General features: G+C 38.0%; 9 protein-coding genes. All 9 read left to right on the forward strand.

The features are described from left to right. Positions 1-13 precede the first annotated feature (13 nt). The 9 genes from LDB17_RS03970 (at position 14) to LDB17_RS04010 (ending at position 18,160) form a co-directional block, all read left to right on the forward strand. Positions 14-1,897, forward strand: a complete 1,884-nt coding sequence (locus LDB17_RS03970; protein ID WP_252636687.1) for a RagB/SusD family nutrient uptake outer membrane protein — start codon at positions 14-16, stop codon at positions 1,895-1,897. 259 nt (positions 1,898-2,156) lie between these two features. Beyond that, positions 2,157-4,058: an alpha-L-fucosidase gene (locus LDB17_RS03975; protein ID WP_252636688.1), complete on the forward strand. Its 1,902-nt coding sequence runs from the start codon at positions 2,157-2,159 to the stop codon at positions 4,056-4,058. A 118-nt stretch (positions 4,059-4,176) separates the two neighbouring features. Then, positions 4,177-5,571 carry an arylsulfatase gene (locus LDB17_RS03980; RefSeq protein ID WP_252636689.1) on the forward strand — a complete coding sequence of 465 codons (1,395 nt, stop codon included), beginning with the start codon at positions 4,177-4,179 and terminating at the stop codon, positions 5,569-5,571. A gap of 128 nt (positions 5,572-5,699) precedes the next feature. Next, on the forward strand, positions 5,700-8,753 hold the full coding sequence (locus LDB17_RS03985; protein ID WP_252636690.1) for a glycoside hydrolase family 2 TIM barrel-domain containing protein: 3,054 nt from the start codon (positions 5,700-5,702) through the stop codon (positions 8,751-8,753). After that, positions 8,750-10,348 carry a sulfatase gene (locus LDB17_RS03990; RefSeq protein ID WP_252636691.1) on the forward strand — a complete coding sequence of 533 codons (1,599 nt, stop codon included), beginning with the start codon at positions 8,750-8,752 and terminating at the stop codon, positions 10,346-10,348. Before LDB17_RS03985 ends, LDB17_RS03990 begins: the two co-directional genes overlap by 4 nt. Before the next feature lie 14 nt (positions 10,349-10,362). Next, positions 10,363-12,594 (forward strand): beta-N-acetylglucosaminidase, encoded by a 2,232-nt coding sequence (locus LDB17_RS03995; RefSeq protein WP_252636692.1) that lies wholly within the window; start codon positions 10,363-10,365, stop codon positions 12,592-12,594. Between the two features lie 71 nt (positions 12,595-12,665). Continuing rightward, a complete protein-coding gene (locus LDB17_RS04000; protein WP_252636693.1) occupies positions 12,666-13,421 on the forward strand; it encodes a creatininase family protein in 756 nt (251 codons plus the stop codon). Between the two features lie 66 nt (positions 13,422-13,487). Beyond that, complete coding sequence (locus LDB17_RS04005) at positions 13,488-15,818, forward strand: glycoside hydrolase family 20 protein (RefSeq protein WP_252636694.1); 2,331 nt, start codon at positions 13,488-13,490, stop codon at positions 15,816-15,818. 74 nt (positions 15,819-15,892) lie between these two features. Continuing rightward, on the forward strand, positions 15,893-18,160 hold the full coding sequence (locus LDB17_RS04010; RefSeq protein WP_252636695.1) for a beta-N-acetylhexosaminidase: 2,268 nt from the start codon (positions 15,893-15,895) through the stop codon (positions 18,158-18,160). The last annotated feature ends 94 nt before the right edge of the window (positions 18,161-18,254 follow it).

The raw sequence follows: 18,254 nt of genomic DNA on the forward strand, positions 1-18,254 counted from the left end.
AAAACGAAAAATAATGAAATATATTTATATTATAATATCGGTTGTAGTGATGTCTTTTCAACTCACTTCATGCAATGATAGTTTTATGACTCGTTTGCCTGAAGACTCATTGACCGAAAGTACTGTATTTAATACATATAAAACATTCCAGACTTATTCTTGGGGCTTATATGGTGTGTTTACTAACGGGAATATTTCTCGTAGACCAGGTGTTGCTGGATACTCTAGTGCAATCTCTTATGGAAGTGATATTTCTGCAGGATACTTAATGCGACGTGATGGAAGTGGCAACTCCTATGCTTTTCAAAATATTTCTAATGCTTCTTCTGGCAATGGTTGGGATTTCAGTTATATACGAAGTGTCAATATTATGCTTGATAACATAGAGAATTCATCTATGAATGATGCCGATAAGCGACATTGGAGATCAGTTGGTTATTTCTTCCGGGCATATTATTATTCGGAACTTATTGCCCGATTTGGAGATGTCCCTTGGGTAGATCATGTTATCGGGGATAGTGATAAGGAGATTGCTTATGGAAGTCGTACCCCTAGAAAAGAAGTAGCAGACTATGTATTGGCTGACCTCCAATATGCCGAAGAAAATATCAAACCGAAAGGAGACGGAGAAAATACAATCAATGTGCATGCGGTTCGAGCTCTAATCTCCCGTTTCTCATTATTTGAAGGAACATGGAGAAAATACCATGAATTAGGTGATTATGAAAAATACTTTGACGCTTGTATAGAAGCCTCTGAGAAATTGATAACAGACTTTCCGTCTATCCATACTGATTATGGAGAATTATTTACATCTGATCTGAAAGGTATATCTGGAGTCATCCTTTATAAAGAATACGTACCTAAAATTATGTCTAACTATGTATTATCTCATGTGGAGAGAACCTCTACACATAATGTGGAAATGCCGCAACATATAGTCGACATGTATTTATGTCAAGACGGGAAAACAATATCCAATAGTAATCTTTATGAATGGGGAAAGAAGGACAAAACAATGTATTCTACTTTTCGAAATAGAGACTTACGTTTATTGGAGACTGTAGCCCCCCCTTATAAGGTTATAAGAAAAGAGAACGACACTAAATGGAGCTTTACGGATACACCAGCAGATAGAGAATACATGGATATATTAGGTTATACAACCTACACTGGATATGGAGGTGGAAATGGAGAAAGTGGAAAACACAAAGTCCTCCCGTTAATGAATTGGGCTGCACTTGTATTACAACAAGTTCCTCACTTTTCTACTAATAATCTTGGACAGGGATTTTGTGTAGCGCGCAGCGGGTATTATGTCTATAAACATTATAACGTCTGGGATAATTCTAAAGAAAATGAAGGGACGACAGATGTCCCAATATTTAAGATAGAGGAAGTTATGCTGAACTATGCTGAGGCCTTATATGAAAAAGGAGAATTGGATCAACAAGCTATTGATAAGTCTATTAATAAGTTACGCGCGCGAGTAAATGTAACAAGTATGACGTTAAGTGAGATTAATGAATCATTTGACCCGAATCGGGATATGTCTGTATCTCCTGTTTTGTGGGAAATACGTAGAGAGCGTATAATAGAGTTGATGGGAGAAGGATTCGGATTTTATGACATAAGACGATGGAAAAAAGCAGAGTGGTTTGTTAATAAGTTACAATATGGGCAATGGGCTCAAAAGGAAGATATAGGAACCAATGGTAAATTTGTAAATGTAGAAACAGGTTTTGCCGATGAGACAGGTAAAACAGAAGGATATATATATATGTATAATGATCCTTTAAAAGCAGGCAAAGGCTGGTTGGAGAAGTATTATTTATATATGGTTCCTACTAATGAAATTGCCTTAAATCCGAACCTAGAACAGAATTCTGGCTGGTAAATAAATTTATATTTAGAAAACTCCTTTACTAAAAAATACGAATTAGTTATTTAATAAAAGAGGTTGTCTCAAAGTAGCTCCACCTAGAGTTTTGAGTAATTGTTTTTTGAGACAACCTCTTTTAATAGTATTAAAGATTGTCAATAGACGTAATAATTTTCCAACCAAAACTTCATGAAAATTTATTAACAGAATTAATAGATTAATTATAACTATTCTCTCTATTCTCTGAAATATTATATAATAGCCTATATTTATTATGGATAAGCCCTTTATTAAAATTCATTTTTTATCTCGAATCAATTTTATTGGTATTATACTGATATACTTATCAGTGTCGTGCTCTTCAACAAAAAAAATAGAGTATTACGAAAAAAAAATAAAATTCCCCCAAAATCTGAATATTGAGAAAAAGATAGATATGGCTTCAAGATTAGTCCCAACTCCTCAACAGCTTGATTGGCAGAGTATGGAACTTGCCGCTTTTCTACATTTTGGTATCAATACATTTACAGGTAGAGAGTGGGGAACTGGTACCGAAGATCCGAAAATATTTGATCCGAGAAATTTTGATGCCGATGAATGTGTGAAAGTATTGAAAGAAAACGGGTTTAAGATGATTCTGTTAACAGCTAAGCATCACGATGGCTTTTGCTTATGGCCGACAAAGACGACATCCCATTCAGTAGCAAGTGCTTTATGGAAAAACGGGAAAGGAGATGTCGTTAGGGAGTTAAAAAATGCTTGTGACAAATACAATATACGCTTCGGAGTATACCTTTCTCCTTGGGATAGAAATGCTAAATGTTATGGAACTTTAGAGTATAATTCGTTTTTCATTGAACAATTGACCGAGCTGTTGACAAACTATGGTGAAATTTATGAGGTATGGTTTGATGGAGCTAATGGTGAAGGGCCAAATGGGAAAAAACAGGAATACGATTGGGATCAAATCTTATCCACAATAAGAAAACTACAGCCCAAAGCAGTAACCGCAATCATGGGTGATGATGTCCGGTGGGTCGGGAATGAAAGTGGTATTGGACGCGAAACAGAATGGGGTGCGACTGTATTAACTCCAACATGTTATCAAAGAGCAATTATCCAAAATGAGAATTTGGGAATAAATAATAAATCAAAAGATTTAGGGAGTAGAGAACTTCTGGAACACGCGACCGAACTATTCTGGTATCCTTCTGAGGTAGATGTTTCTATACGACCTGGGTGGTTTTATCATAAAGAAGAAGATCATAAAGTCAAATCTTTAGAAGAATTAATTGATGTTTATTTTAAGTCCGTCGGTTACAATTCGTTACTGTTATTAAATATTCCTCCTGATAAATCAGGATCGATAAATAAACATGACCTTGACCGTCTGAAAGAATTCTCTGAATATATAAAGGAAACTTTTAAAAATAATAAAATAAACAAGGGAAGCCAACAATTAACGTTGGAAGAAGGGAACTCTATTGAATACTCATTAAAAGATAATTCTCCTATAAATACCATTTTGATACAAGAAGATATATCTAAGGGGCAGCGTGTCGAGCAGTTTATTGTCGAAGCATATATAAATAACAAGTGGGTGAAAGTCGCAAATGGTACTACTGTTGGATATAAAAGACTATTACGTCTCTCTGAATTCACCCCTTCTAAAATGAGAATAACCGTAACGAAAGCAAGAAATATAGCAAACATTTCTAATTTTGGAGTCTTTTATGCTCCACCTTTAATAACAGAAACAAATACAAAAGTATTTAATGAAATAGATTCAAAAGACTGGCAGATAATGAATCCAGTAAATGTATCTAAATTGATATATGAAGGACAGTCTATTATAAATTGGAAGAGCATAGATTTGTCACCTCTAGTTATTAATCTTAGTAAGCCTACTGATATTTCAGGTTTTACCTATACTCCGGTTGCTGGAGGTAATAAGTCTGGCACTATTTTTAGATATAATTTTTATATAAGCAACGATGGAGTAAAATGGCAAAAAATAATAAACGAAGAGGAGTTCAGCAATATTGAAAATAACCCTATTCCTCAGTATGTTAGGTTTGAAGAGAAATATAAAATTAATTTTGTGAAATTAGAAGTTATCAGCACCATCGATAATAAAAGATATTACTCTATTGGGAAATTTGGACTTTTATTATGATGATCAAATTTATGATAATAGTTGTATTTATCTTGCGATTGTAAATCAATACTAACTATTGGCTGAATATTTACATATACTGATAAAATAGTTATAAAAATAAAATAAAGAATAGAATATGAATTGTAAAATTTTTATAAACTCTACATTATTAGCAGTTTCTACTTTGTCGCTTAATGCTCAGGAGAGCCCCATACATACACCTCCCAATATTATTTATATAATGGCAGATGATTTAGGTATAGGTGACCTGGGGTGCTATGGACAAAAGTTTATAGAAACACCCGCAATAGATAAACTGGCAGCTAATGGGATGCGTTTTGCTCAACATTATGCTGGATGTACAGTCAGTGCTCCATCGCGCGGCTCATTAATGACAGGTATGCACACCGGACATTCGTATATCAGAGGAAACAAAAATGTCATATGTTCCGACGGAGAATCTTACGATTACCCTCTTGCCGATGAACAATTGACTGCCGGAGAAATAATGAAAAACAGAAACTATTCGACAGCCTGTATTGGTAAATGGGGATTAGGTGGCCCCGATTCGGAAGGGCATCCGAACAAGCAAGGTTTCGATTACTTTTATGGATATTTGGGACAACTTCATGCACATCGTTATTACCCCGAGTTTTTATACGAGAACGAAAAGAAAATAATGCTGAACAAAAACGTATATTCTCATGACCTGGTAATGGACAAAGCATTAGCTTATATAGAAAATAATGCAGACAAACCTTTCTTTCTCTACCTGACACCTACCATACCTCATGCGGATCTTATTCTTCCCGAAGGAGAATTAGGCAAATATGATGGTATGTTCGATGAAAAACCATATAGGGGAGGTTATACCGCACAAGATAAGCCTAGAGCTACATTTGCCGCAATGGTAAGCCGTCTTGATAGAGATGTACAACGAATAATGGACTTGCTCGAGCGTAAAGGTCTGACTGAAAATACTATTGTAATATTTACATCTGACAACGGTACTCATATCGAAGGCGGACATGACCCTTTTGCTTTCGATAGCAACAGTGGCTTCAGAGGGACGAAAAGAGACCTCTACGAAGGGGGAATCCGCACACCCTTCATTGTGCACTGGCCTGCGAAAATTCGACAAGGTACTATCAATTACCATGTTTCTGCGTTTTGGGATTTCTTACCTACACTTTGTGACCTGACCGGGCAGAGTGTACCTTTGGGTATTGATGGTATCTCATATCTACCCTCACTAATCGGACAGGGTGAACAAATGAAGCACGAATACTTGTATTGGGAGTTTCATGAAGAAGGAGGTAAGCAAGCCATATTGAAAGATAATTGGAAGCTGATTAAATTAAATGTAAATAACCCGGAGAAAACTTGTTATGAGTTGTACAACCTTAATTCGGATCCGACCGAAGTACTTGATGTATCAAAGCAATATGAAAATAAACTGAGAGAACTGATCCCAATCATAGACCGAGCACATATACCCAATTCAGTATATCCGTTTAAGGGCGAGTTTTAACACTAAAGCTTAAATTGGGTCTGAGAAAAAGAATAAAATGTTATACTAGGCTATGAAAACAAAAAACTGAGATAAAACTATTAATTACTCATTTGTATAACCATCTGATTTCCTAAAAAACATAAAATATGAAACAATACTCTTATTTCCTTATTTTCACTCTTTTATTATCTGTTAGTAATCATCTTTATTCACAAGATGAACTTCCTGAGTGGCAGAGCCAGTATGCTATCGGTAAAAATAAAGTGACTCCTCACGCCTATGTTTTGCCCTATGCTGACGAGGGGGCAGTCAGAGAACGAAACCATTATGATTCTCCTTATTACCTTAGTCTGAATGGTAAATGGAAATTCAGGTGGGTGAGGAATCCCGAAAATCGTTCGAAAGAATTTTTCCAAACAGATTTTTTTGTAGGTAATTGGGCTGATATCAATGTGCCGGGCAACTGGGAGCGACAAGGCTATAGTTATCCTATATATGTAAACGAAACTTATGAGTTTGATGATAAGTTATTCAACTTTAAAAAAAATCCACCTCTTGTTCCTTACCACGAAAATGAAGTGGGATCTTACCGCCGAACTTTTACATTGCCCGCATCGTGGAAAGACCGGCGTGTAGTATTTTGCTGCGAAGGAGCAGCCTCTTTCTATTATCTGTGGATCAATGGCGAATTTGTCGGTTACAATCAGGGTTCTAAAACTCCCGCAGAATGGGATATAACCGATAAATTGAAAGACGGTGAAAATATTGTGGCTATGGAAGTGTATCGTTGGAGTGCGGGTTCGTATCTCGAATGTCAGGATATGTGGAGAATGAGTGGTATAGAGCGCGATGTATATGTATATAGCACTCCTAAACAGTATATTGCAGACTTTAAAGTGACATCGTCTTTGGATAAACAAACTTACAAAGATGGCATCTTTGCACTCGATATTATGATTGATGGAGATCAGTCTGATTCTAAAATAACATATACCCTGCAAGATAATGCAGGTATCACAGTGTCGGAAGGGGAGAAAAAGATTATGAAGTCGGGAGTTGTTCGATTTGAAGAAAAATACATCCCCAATATAGGAGTATGGAGTGCCGAGAGTCCTGAACTATATACACTGTCTCTAAAACTGCAAACAGGAAATAAAACATACCTGACAGGTGCTAATATCGGGTTTCGTACATCGGAAATCAAAGACGGAAGGTTGTGTATAAATGGACAACCTATACTCATCAAAGGGACAAACCGTCACGAATTTTCGCAACAAGGACGAGCTCTCAGCAAAGAACTTATGCTGAAAGATATTCAACTGATGAAGCAATTAAACATCAACACTGTACGTAATTCGCATTATCCCACTCATCCTTATTGGTACGAACTGTGCAACCGGTATGGCTTATATGTGATAGATGAAGCTAATATAGAATCGCACGGAATGGGATATGGAGAAGCATCACTGGCCAAAGACACTATTTGGCTTACAGCCCATCTGGATCGTACCCGGCGGATGTATGAACGCTCAAAAAATTATCCGGCAGTTATTATCTGGTCTTTGGGTAACGAGGCTGGCAATGGTATTAACTTTGAGAAAACATATGATTGGCTTAAGTCTGTAGAGAGTACACGTCCTGTTCAGTACGAGCGTGCAGAACAAAACTATAATACCGATATTTATTGTCCGATGTACCGTACACTCGACTTTATAAATAATTACCTTAACCAAAAAGATATATACCGTCCTATTATCTTGTGTGAGTATGTACATGCTATGGGTAACAGTATCGGGGCTCTAAAAGATTATTGGGATATTTTTGAGAATCATCCAATGGCACAGGGTGGTTGTATTTGGGATTGGGTAGACCAGTCTTTTGTAAAAATCGATCCCAACGGAAAATGGTTTTGGTCATACGGGGGTGACTATGGTCCAAAGGATGTACCCTCTTTCGGAAACTTCAACCTTAATGGTATAGTAACAGCTACCCGAGAACTTCACCCGCATGCACACGAGGTAAAGAAAGTATATCAGAATATTAAGGCTACTCTCAAATCTGGTAATAACTTGACGGTAGAAGTGAAAAACTGGTTCAATTTTACTGACCTTAACGAATATAATCTTTATTGGAAAGTTGTCGGGGATAATGGTGCTATTATAAAAGAAGGGGTACGGACAGTTGATTGTGCACCTTTGCAATCGGCAGTTGTGGAAATCGGTAAAATTACCTATCCCGGTAATATTGGCGAAGCCTATCTGAATCTGAGTTGGAAGCCTAAGAATTCGAAGCCTTTTGTTGATACAAGTTATGAAGTGGCATACGATCAGTTTGTAATCGATGTGAATAAAAAACACATATATGCTGAAACTGCGGCTCAGGGTAAAGTTGCTATACTAGTCGATGATGCAACAGGAGCATTAATGTCTTATAGGTTCAATTCTATCGAGATGTTGAGCTCACCCATTACCCTCAGCCTGTATCGTCCTGTAACAGATAACGACAGTAGAGATGCATACGGAGCGAGGATGTGGGAAAAAGCCGGATTGAATAACCTTACACAACGTGTGAAAACAATAAAGAGATCGAAAAATATTACCACTGCCTCTATTGACATACTAAACGACAAAAATACGATTGTAGGAAATGCTATATTTGAATATATATTAAAAAATAATGGGATATTAAGTGTCAGAACTTCATTCGACCCCGATACCTCAATCATAAAATCAATGGCACGTGTAGGTATTACATTTCAGATGCCGGACAATTATCAAAATATTACATATCTGGGACGGGGTGAAAGTGAGACTTATGCAGACCGTAAAGAAAATGGCACGATTGGAATATATAATACATCAGTAAACGAAACATTTCATTGTTACGCTAAACCTCAGTCTACGGGCAACCATACCGATATGCGCTGGGCTATATTGACAGACAAGGAAGGTTTTGGTTTTAAATTTATTGGCCCAAAAGGTTTTCAGTTCAGCGTAAGTCCTTATGATGATGTGATACTGGACAAGGCTAAACATTTAAATGAATTGAAGCAAACCGGTAATGTTACCATCCATCTAGATGCGGAACAGTCCGGAGTGGGAACTGCCACTTGTGGCCCAGGAGTATTGCCCCAATATAGAGTTCCTTTAAAAAAATACGAGTTCGAATTTAAGTTAATCCCTACAAAATATACCCCATGAAAACGAACTGTCTATTATTGACCGGAACTGTTGTATTATTAACCGGCAGTACGGCATATGCCCAAAAGAAAACAGAAGAACCGAATATAAAGCTGATGAACATCCTCTATATTATGAGTGATGATCATTCGTATCAAACTATCAGTGCTTACGACCGACGATATATCGAGACGCCGAATATAGACCGACTGGCTAACGAAGGAGTCCTATTTAGCAACAGCTTTGTTGCTAATTCGATCAGTGGTCCCAGTAGAGCATGTCTATTAACGGGAAAACATAGCCATAAGAATGGATTCATGGATAACTCCACCTCTTTTGACGGCAGTCAACAGACGTTTCCAAAATTGTTGCAACAAGTAGGATACGAAACGGCTATTGTTGGAAAATGGCATCTTCACTCTGATCCTACAGGATTCAATTATTGGAATATTCTTCCCGGACAAGGCGATTATTACAATCCCATATTTATCGACAATGGTGAAAAAAAGATGATGGAAGGCTATGCCACTAATGTCACCACCGATATAGCTCTGGACTGGTTGAGTAATGGCCGTGATAAGGATAAACCCTTCTGCATGTTGTTACACCATAAGGCACCCCATCGTACCTGGATGCCCGATACCTGCGATCTGGGTATGTTTGATAATATAGAGTTTCCCTTACCCGATAACTTCTTTGATGACTATAATGGTCGTACGGCTGCCCGTATGCAGGAAATGAGTATTATCGAGGATATGGATTTGGTCTATGACTTGAAAATGGCAGATGCCGAAAACGAAATCCATACTCCACGGAAAGGCTTGGAAGCGGGAGGACGTGATATGTATAACCGAACAGGAGGTTCGGGGCGAATGAATGAAGCTCAAAAGGCCGTATGGGACAAGTATTATCAGCCTATTATCAAAGATTTTAAAGACAAAAAATTACAGGGAAAGGAACTTGCAAACTGGAAATTTCAAAGATATATGAAAGACTACCTGAGTGTAATCCATTCGGTAGATCGTAATATAGGGCGTGTACTCGATTATCTGGAAGAGAACGGGTTGCTCGAAAACACCATCGTAGTCTACACCTCCGATCAGGGTTTCTATATGGGCGAACACGGATGGTTCGACAAGCGGTTTATGTATCAGGAATCTTACAGAACCCCGCTGTTGGTACGTTTCCCGGGAGGGAAACATCGGATTATTAACCAAATGGTACAAAACATCGACCATGCTTCCACCTTCCTCGAATTAGCCGGAACATCTCTCCCCGAAGATTTGCAGGGTGAGTCTTATCTTCCTCTGCTCAAAGGAGAAAATCCCACAGAGTGGAGACAGGCGCTGTACTATCATTTTTACGAGTATCCGGCAGAGCATGCTGTGAAAAGACATTACGGAGTAAGTACCGACAGATATAAACTTATTCATTTCTATAATGATATAGATGAGTGGGAACTGTATGATCTGCAAAACGATCCACACGAAATGAATAATCTGTACAACACCCCCGGGTACGACATAGTAATAGCAGATATGAAAAAAGAATTAGCCCGTTTGCAAAAACTATATGATGACCCTATAGAAGAAAAAATAAAGTTAGGAGGAAATTAATAAATCAGCTAGATATGTTTTCTAAAGCAATACTTATAAATACCGCCAGGCTATCCATTTTGATATTTACACTTTTATTGTGGTATGCCTGTATGCCTGTATTTTCACAAAATATACATCCAACAGTTCAGGAGATAAAATTGGACGGAAGACTCATCAAAACTCCCTCATCGGTTCAGATAGTGAAAGATATACCCGAGGCTGATGCTGTTGCCGCAAAGGTCGGAACATTATTCACAAACATCGTAGCCCATAAAAGTTACCCTGCTATTGTCGGGATAAAAGGAGATAAATCTGTAAAACCTTTCTCTAAGAACATACCTCTACAGTCCGAGGGCTATTACCTATCCATTAATGAAAAACGTATCGTTGTAGCGGGTGCAGATGAAAGAGGTGTTCGTTACGGTCTGCAAACCTTATCTCAACTTTTAGAATCGGACTCGATTCCTGTTGTAGAGATAAGAGATTGGCCCGACGTTGCGTATCGAGGTGTGGTTGAAGGCTTCTACGGCACGCCCTGGAGTTTTGAGGCACGCCTGTCTCAGATCAAATTCTATGGTGAAAACAAATTAAATACTTATATCTACGGTCCAAAAGACGATCCCTATCATAGCTCTCCGCATTGGCGTTATCCATACCCTGATGTTGAAGCAACTGCTATCAAGGCCTTGGTAGATTGCTCTAACGTTAACAATGTAGATTTTGTATGGGCTGTTCATCCCGGAAAAGATATTAAATGGAATCAATCGGATAGAGACAGCCTAATTGTGAAATTTGAGAAAATGTATGATCTGGGAGTGCGTTCTTTTGCTGTCTTTTTTGATGATATAAGCGGTGAAGGTACAAAGGCAGACAAACAAGCAGAACTGCTCAATTATGTCAATCGAAATTTTATCAAATCTAAGCAAGATATAAAGCCATTGATCATGTGCCCTACCGAATATAATAAGAGCTGGTCAAATGTAGAGAAGGGCTATCTGCCTACTCTGGGTAAAGAGTTGGATGATGACATACACATCATGTGGACAGGGGATCGGGTTTGCACGGATATCCATCGCACATCGTTGGAGTGGATTAACCCGCTGATTGATCGTCCGGCATTTGTGTGGTGGAATTTTCCTGTCAGCGATTATGTAAGAGATCATCTGTTGATGGGATGTGTATATGGAAATGATACGGATATTGCCCATCTGATGTCAGGCTTTGTATGCAATCCGATGGAGCGTGCCGAGGCTTCCAAAATTGCAATTTACAGCGTAGCCTCCTATACTTGGAATATGAAAAAATACGATGCTGATAAAAGCTGGGGTGAAGCTATATCGTTATTAATACCCAATAACAGTGAAGCTTTAAAGAAGTTTGCCAAGCATAACTCGGATTTGGGAGCCAACGGTCATTTATATCGAAGAGAAGAGTCAGTGCATATTTTACCAATAATAAACTCAGTGAACAATACGCTGAGTCAGAGTGGAAAGATTGACAGCAAAAATTACGATACGCTTTATTCTGAATTTGTTTCTATAGTAGAAGCATCCAATATACTTATGGCTAGCGAGGATAACAAAACTTTGCTCTCGGAAATAGAGCCTTGGGTTATGCAGTTTAAAAATGTCGGAGAGACAGGGCTTGCTGTAATGGATATGTATAAAGCACTGAAAGAAAATAAAAAAATCCGATTTTTGAGGAAATATAAGTTGACACAAGCATTGAATAAAATCAACTTTAATATAGATCAGAAATATAACCAGAATCCGTATCAGCCGGGAGTAAAAACAGCTTCTCTTCATATTACTCCTTTGATAAATAATATTTTTACAACAATTGTAAAACAATACAATCTGACATATAATGCCAATTTGGAAGATAAAAGCTCATATTCACCTTTCAAGATGGAAACATCTGTGACTCAACTGAAGAATGTTTTACTACAAACAAAACTGAATAAAGTTATTATCCCTCCCGTTAATGAAATAATCAGATGGAAAACGGGAGATTATATCTTGGTCGAGTCCAATGATTCTTACTTATTTTCTGCAATCCGAATCAATATGGAAGATAAAGACCCTTCGGAATGGACTGTAGAAACATCTCAAGATGGAAACCAATGGATTGTTTATGATCAACCTATAGAATTAAACAAACAGTTGAAACTAACAGAATCAGGCATCAAATATCTGAAACTGGTAAATAAAGGACAGGCAAAAGAGATTAAGTTCAATAGATGCGAAATAGAGTTTGTACACTAAATTGTTATTTTTATTCGAGAACTGACTCTGATACCTGTAAAAAACGATTATATCACTAAAATAAAACAGTTATGAATTCACAGTTTGATTTGCTCTCAGCAATTTATCATGAAACCAAAGATCAGAAATATGATTTTGCAGTGCTCCCTTGGGGGGCAACCGAACCACATAATTACCATCTGCCTTATTTGACTGATTGTTATATGTCTCATGGTATATCAATAGACTCAGTTATAAAAGCATATAATAAAGAAAAAATAAAAGGGATGGTACTCCCTGCCATTCCATTGGGTTCTCAAAATCCGGGGCAACGGGAACAACCTTTCTGCCTGCATGCCCGTTACGAAACTCAAAAAGCTATACTCACTGATATTGTAGCCTCATTGGACTATCAGGGAATCCAAAAATTATTCATTGTTAATGGTCATGGCGGGAATAATTTTAAAAATATGATAAGAGATCTGGCTGTTGATTACCCTCATTTTCTTATCATTTCCAGCGATTTGTTCGCTATAGAACCTCAAGCCGGTTATTTTGAAGAAAAAGATGACCATGCCGGTGAAATGGAAACATCTGTAATGATGCACTATTATCCTCAGCTGGTAGATTTAACATTGGCTGGAGATGGAACTTACACTCCTTTCTGTTCGAAGTCTCTTCGTTCAGGAACAGGTTGGACTCCCCGAAATTGGATGAAAGTATCAAAAGACACAGGCATTGGTAATCCTCATAAAGCAACAGCCGGAAAAGGAGAAAAATATGCAAATGTAGTAACAGATAAACTATCCCAATTATTTATAGAGGTAGTTAAAGAAGATATCTATTGATACTTAATCTCACGATTTCTATATTTTAGTTAAACCGATTTCTTATTTCAGATAATATTATACATTATGAAGAAAAAATCCAAATTAATCTTATACACTATTCTACTAACTATACTAACGGCATGTGGGGCAAAAGAAATATCACAAGCTGATTATGAAATAATTCCTCTTCCGCAGAAAACTGAAATTGTAGAAGGAGGAGCCTTTGTTCTGAATAATTCTACCGTGATAGTATTTCCGAAAGGCAATGCAGAGCTGGAGAGAATAGCCCGTTTTCTGTCTGAATTCATTCAATTTTCTACAGGTAAAACGCTGACGGTTTCGGACACAAAAAAAGATGAAAACACCATCTTGCTGGAGTCTGAACTTGAACATGAAAATAAAGAAGCCTATACCTTGAATATAACAAATGCCGGAATTACTATAAACGGAGCTTCCGGAGCAGGAGTCTTTTATGGTATACAAACACTACGGAAATCTATTTGTGCTGATGCAGAAGGTAAAGATATTCTTTTTCCTGCTGTCAGCATTGAGGACTATCCCCGTTTTGGCTATAGAGGTATGCATCTGGATGTCGGCAGACACTTCTTCCCTGTAGAGTTCATTAAAGAATATATTGATATCATGGCTTTGCATAACATGAATAAGTTTCATTGGCATCTGACCGAAGATCAAGGCTGGCGTATCGAAATAAAGAAGTATCCCGAACTGACAGAAAAAGGTTCGATAAGAAAACAAACCGTTATTGGTCGTAATTCGGGTAAGTACGACGGAAAGCCTTATGGAGGATTTTACACGCAAGCAGAAGCCAAAGAAATAGTACAGTATGCTCAAGATCGTTTTATAACAGTGATTCCAGAAATAGACCTGCCGGGACATATGCTGGGAGCACTAACGGCTTATTCGAATCTGGGTTGTACGGGTGGACCGTATGAGGTTATTGGAGAATGGGGCGTATTTGACGATGTTCTCTGTGCGGGCAACGAAGATATATACACTTTTCTGGATAATATATTATCAGAAATTATCGAAATATTCCCTTCAGAATATATCCATATCGGAGGAGACGAATGTCCGAAAGGCAGATGGAAAGAATGTCCGAAATGCCAGGCAAAAATAAAAAAAGAGAATCTGAAAGCAGATAAAAATCATTCGGCCGAAGACCGGCTTCAAAGCTATGTTATTTCTCGTGTCGAAAAAATGTTGAATGATAAAGGACGTAAAATAATAGGCTGGGATGAAATACTGGAAGGTGGTCTGGCTCCTAATGCCACCGTTATGTCATGGCGTGGTATAGAAGGGGCAATAGCTGCTGCCAAAGAAGGGCATGATGCCATTATGACTCCCAATTCTCATCTTTATTTCGATTATTATCAAACTACGGATATCGAAAATGTACCTTTATCGATAGGTGGATATATCCCGTTGCAGAAGGTCTATGGTTTTGAACCTGTACCTTCTAATTTAAGTGAAAACGAGGCAAAACATATCATCGGAGTACAAGCTAACCTGTGGACTGAATATATTCCTTCGACCCAACAAGTAGAGTATATGATAATGCCGCGTATAGATGCCCTGTCGGAAGTGCAGTGGACGATGTCCGACAAGAAAGATTACAATTCTTTTCTGAATCGTTTATTCAAAATGATAAAACTGTATGATAGAAAAGGCTATAACTATTCTAAGTCGATATTCGACATCAATGCTAAAACAAAGAGTAATAGCGATAAGGGAGTTATAGAATTGAGCCTGTCCACCATAGATGATGCACCTGTTTACTATACACTTGATGGAACAACGCCTAACCAGAAAAGCAATAAATATGTAGAAACACTATCTTTTTCAGAATCCGTAAATGTAAAAGCCATAGCCATAAGACCCAATATACAGACACCAGTTTACAGTCAGGAGTTTCACATCAACAAGGCAACAATGAAACCAATACAACTCAACGTTGAGCCACACCGTTCTTATACATTCTCTGGCGTATCGGCTCTTGTAGATGGTATCCAAGGCAATAATAACGGCTACAAAGATGGCTCTTGGATTGGTTTTTACAATAATGATATTGAAGCACTGATAGACCTGAGAGAAACGACCGGGATATCCGAGGTGGAAGTCGGAACTTATATTTGCACCGGTGATTGGATCTTTGGTGCGGAGAGTTTAACGATTTCAGTATCTGATGACGGTGAAAATTATAAAATTATATCAGCCGAAAAATATCCTCTTTCCGATAATCATACCGAAGAAGTAAAAAAAATCAAAACCTCATTTTTACCTGTAAATGGCCGGTATATAAAAATCAAAATAGGTAAAACAAATAAATTACCTGCTTGGCATTCAGGTGCAGGAAGTCCGGCTTTCATGTTTATAGATGAGATTCGAGTTAATTAAGATTAGTGACCATAGATTCTCTTAATATATTGTAGAAGGGTTTGCCCTATATTTTACCAAATTTATATAGTCAGATGAAAAATATATTTACATTTTTATTCTTAATCTGCATCCTTCTGACCGGATGCATTAATAAGGATATCGGACGGTCTGAGGTACCCGTAATCCCCATACCGAAAAAAATAATATCAAAAAACGGTCAATTTACATGGGACAAGCAGACCTCTATTGTTCTGTCAGAGGGTGATGCCGACCTTAGGCAATGTGGAGAGCATTTCCAACAAATATTGAATACATCTTCCTATTCTCCGATTGAATTAAGAGTAGAAGGGAAAACCGATAACGCAGTTTTCCTGACTATCGACCCTGCAATAGAAGGAGCGGAAGCCTATACGTTGGATATTAGTGAAAAACAGGTTTCGATAAAAGCAAACAGCGGCAGGGGTATCTTTTACGGGATACAAACTTTATTACAAATGATGCCCCCGGAAGTATACGAGAGTAAGGAACTGCCTGAGAGTTTTGTCCTTCCGGCTGTCTCAATTAACGATAAGCCTCAATTCTCTTACAGAGGGATGCACCTCGATGTTTCCCGCAATTTTATGACTGCCCAAGAGGTGAAAAAATATATAGATATGCTGGCTATGTATAAGTTCAATACTTTTCACTGGCATCTGACAGATGGTGCAGGCTGGCGTGTCGAAATAAAAAAGTATCCGTTGCTGACCAAAAAAACAGCATTCAGGGCACAAAAAACATGGAAAGAGTTTTGGTTCGAAGGAGGACGGAAATTTGTGGACGAAGGTACCCCCGGAGCTTACGGCGGTTACTACACACAAGAGGAGATAAAGGATATAGTAGCTTATGCCAAAGACAGGTATATAACCATTATACCCGAAATAGAAATGCCGGCTCATTCAGAAGAAGTTTTTGTTGCTTATCCTCACTTATCGTGCTCAGGTATTCCGTATAAAGACAGTGATTTTTGTGCTGGAAACGAAGAAACATTCAGCTTTATAGAAGATGTGTTGGACGAAATACTTGAACTTTTCCCATCCGAATATATACATATAGGAGGGGATGAGGCAGCTAAAACAGCATGGAAGACTTGTCGTAAATGTCAGGAGAGAATACGAAAGGAAAATTTGAAAGATATAGATGAACTTCAAAGTTATTTTATTAAACGGGTGTCTCAGTATCTGACTGCAAACGAACGAAAACTTATAGGATGGGATGAAATTATAGATGGCGGACTGGCTAAAGATGCTACTGTGATGCTTTGGAGAGATCCCCAAACAGCAATAAAAGCGGCTTCGCAAGGACACAATGTTATTATGACGCCCGGCTCTCATTGCTACTTCGATAGTTATCAGGCAGATCCTACTACCGAACCTGAAGCTATCGGAGGTTATCTTCCTCTGCGGAAAGTATATAGTTTCAATGTGGTTCCCTGCGATTCTTTAGCCTCTAAATTTATAGGCGGCCAAGGCAACTTATGGGCTGAATATATTCCCGACTACAGCCACATGGAGTATATGGCCTTTCCACGGGCAATAGCATTATCCGAGGTGCTATGGTCCGATTCGAAAAGTCGAAATTGGGATGGTTTCAAGCAACGCCTGGCGGCACAATTTGTAAAATTAGATTATCTGGGTGTCAATTATCGCAAGCCTGGTTATGAGTTAGATATGTTTCAGGTTATCGACACGACAAAAAGAGTTGTGAAAATACATTTCGAAACTGAGCAGATAAATCCTGAAATCCGGTATACCTTGGATGGCAGTATTCCGGATACCAATTCTCAGCTCTACCTTGATACTATAGTTGTAGAAAATTCCAAGACTCTCAATGCCGCTATTTTTAAAGATGACAAGCCACAACATTTATTTACCAAAGATGTAGGATTTCACTTAGCTGCAGGTAAAAAAGTCACCTATCTAAAAAAATGGACATCATATCCTGCCGGAGGAGAAACCGCTCTGACTGATGTGCTTGTAGGGAGTTCTACCTATAGCGACGGGCTCTGGCAAGGATTCACTTCAGATATGGAAGTAGTTATTGATTTTGAAAATGAAACAACAGTAAATGCCTTTTCGGCTAACTTTATGCAGCTGACCGGCCCCGGAGTATATATGCCTGTTTATGTTGAGATATTCGGATCAAATGACGGTGAAAACTTTACACCCCTTTTAAAAATAGATAATAATATTCCGCGGGAGCATGACAGACTTGTATTCAAGAAATTTAGTGGGACGCTGCAGCAGCAAAAAGTAAGGTACTTAAAAGTATTTGCCAAAAATAAGAGTGGGTTTATATTCACAGATGAGTTAATTATAAATTGACCACCATAGTAAATGAAAGTATCTAATGGTATGTATCCAATTGTAATATACTATAATATAATCACTTACGAGGAGTGTGTGATAGATTTTCGAT

The sequence above is a fragment of the Dysgonomonas sp. Shenzhen-Wh21 genome (assembly GCF_043392705.1).
GTDB lineage: Bacteria > Bacteroidota > Bacteroidia > Bacteroidales > Dysgonomonadaceae > Dysgonomonas.

What these genes read in the sequence shown, in the direction of transcription:
- LDB17_RS03970 (WP_252636687.1), top strand. Translation starts at nt 14, where the DNA reads ATGAAATATATTTATATTATAATATCGGTTGTAGTGATGTCTTTTCAA.
- LDB17_RS03975 (WP_252636688.1), top strand. Translation starts at nt 2,157, where the DNA reads ATGGATAAGCCCTTTATTAAAATTCATTTTTTATCTCGAATCAATTTT.
- LDB17_RS03980 (WP_252636689.1), top strand. Translation starts at nt 4,177, where the DNA reads ATGAATTGTAAAATTTTTATAAACTCTACATTATTAGCAGTTTCTACT.
- LDB17_RS03985 (WP_252636690.1), top strand. Translation starts at nt 5,700, where the DNA reads ATGAAACAATACTCTTATTTCCTTATTTTCACTCTTTTATTATCTGTT.
- LDB17_RS03990 (WP_252636691.1), top strand. Translation starts at nt 8,750, where the DNA reads ATGAAAACGAACTGTCTATTATTGACCGGAACTGTTGTATTATTAACC.
- LDB17_RS03995 (WP_252636692.1), top strand. Translation starts at nt 10,363, where the DNA reads ATGTTTTCTAAAGCAATACTTATAAATACCGCCAGGCTATCCATTTTG.
- LDB17_RS04000 (WP_252636693.1), top strand. Translation starts at nt 12,666, where the DNA reads ATGAATTCACAGTTTGATTTGCTCTCAGCAATTTATCATGAAACCAAA.
- LDB17_RS04005 (WP_252636694.1), top strand. Translation starts at nt 13,488, where the DNA reads ATGAAGAAAAAATCCAAATTAATCTTATACACTATTCTACTAACTATA.
- LDB17_RS04010 (WP_252636695.1), top strand. Translation starts at nt 15,893, where the DNA reads ATGAAAAATATATTTACATTTTTATTCTTAATCTGCATCCTTCTGACC.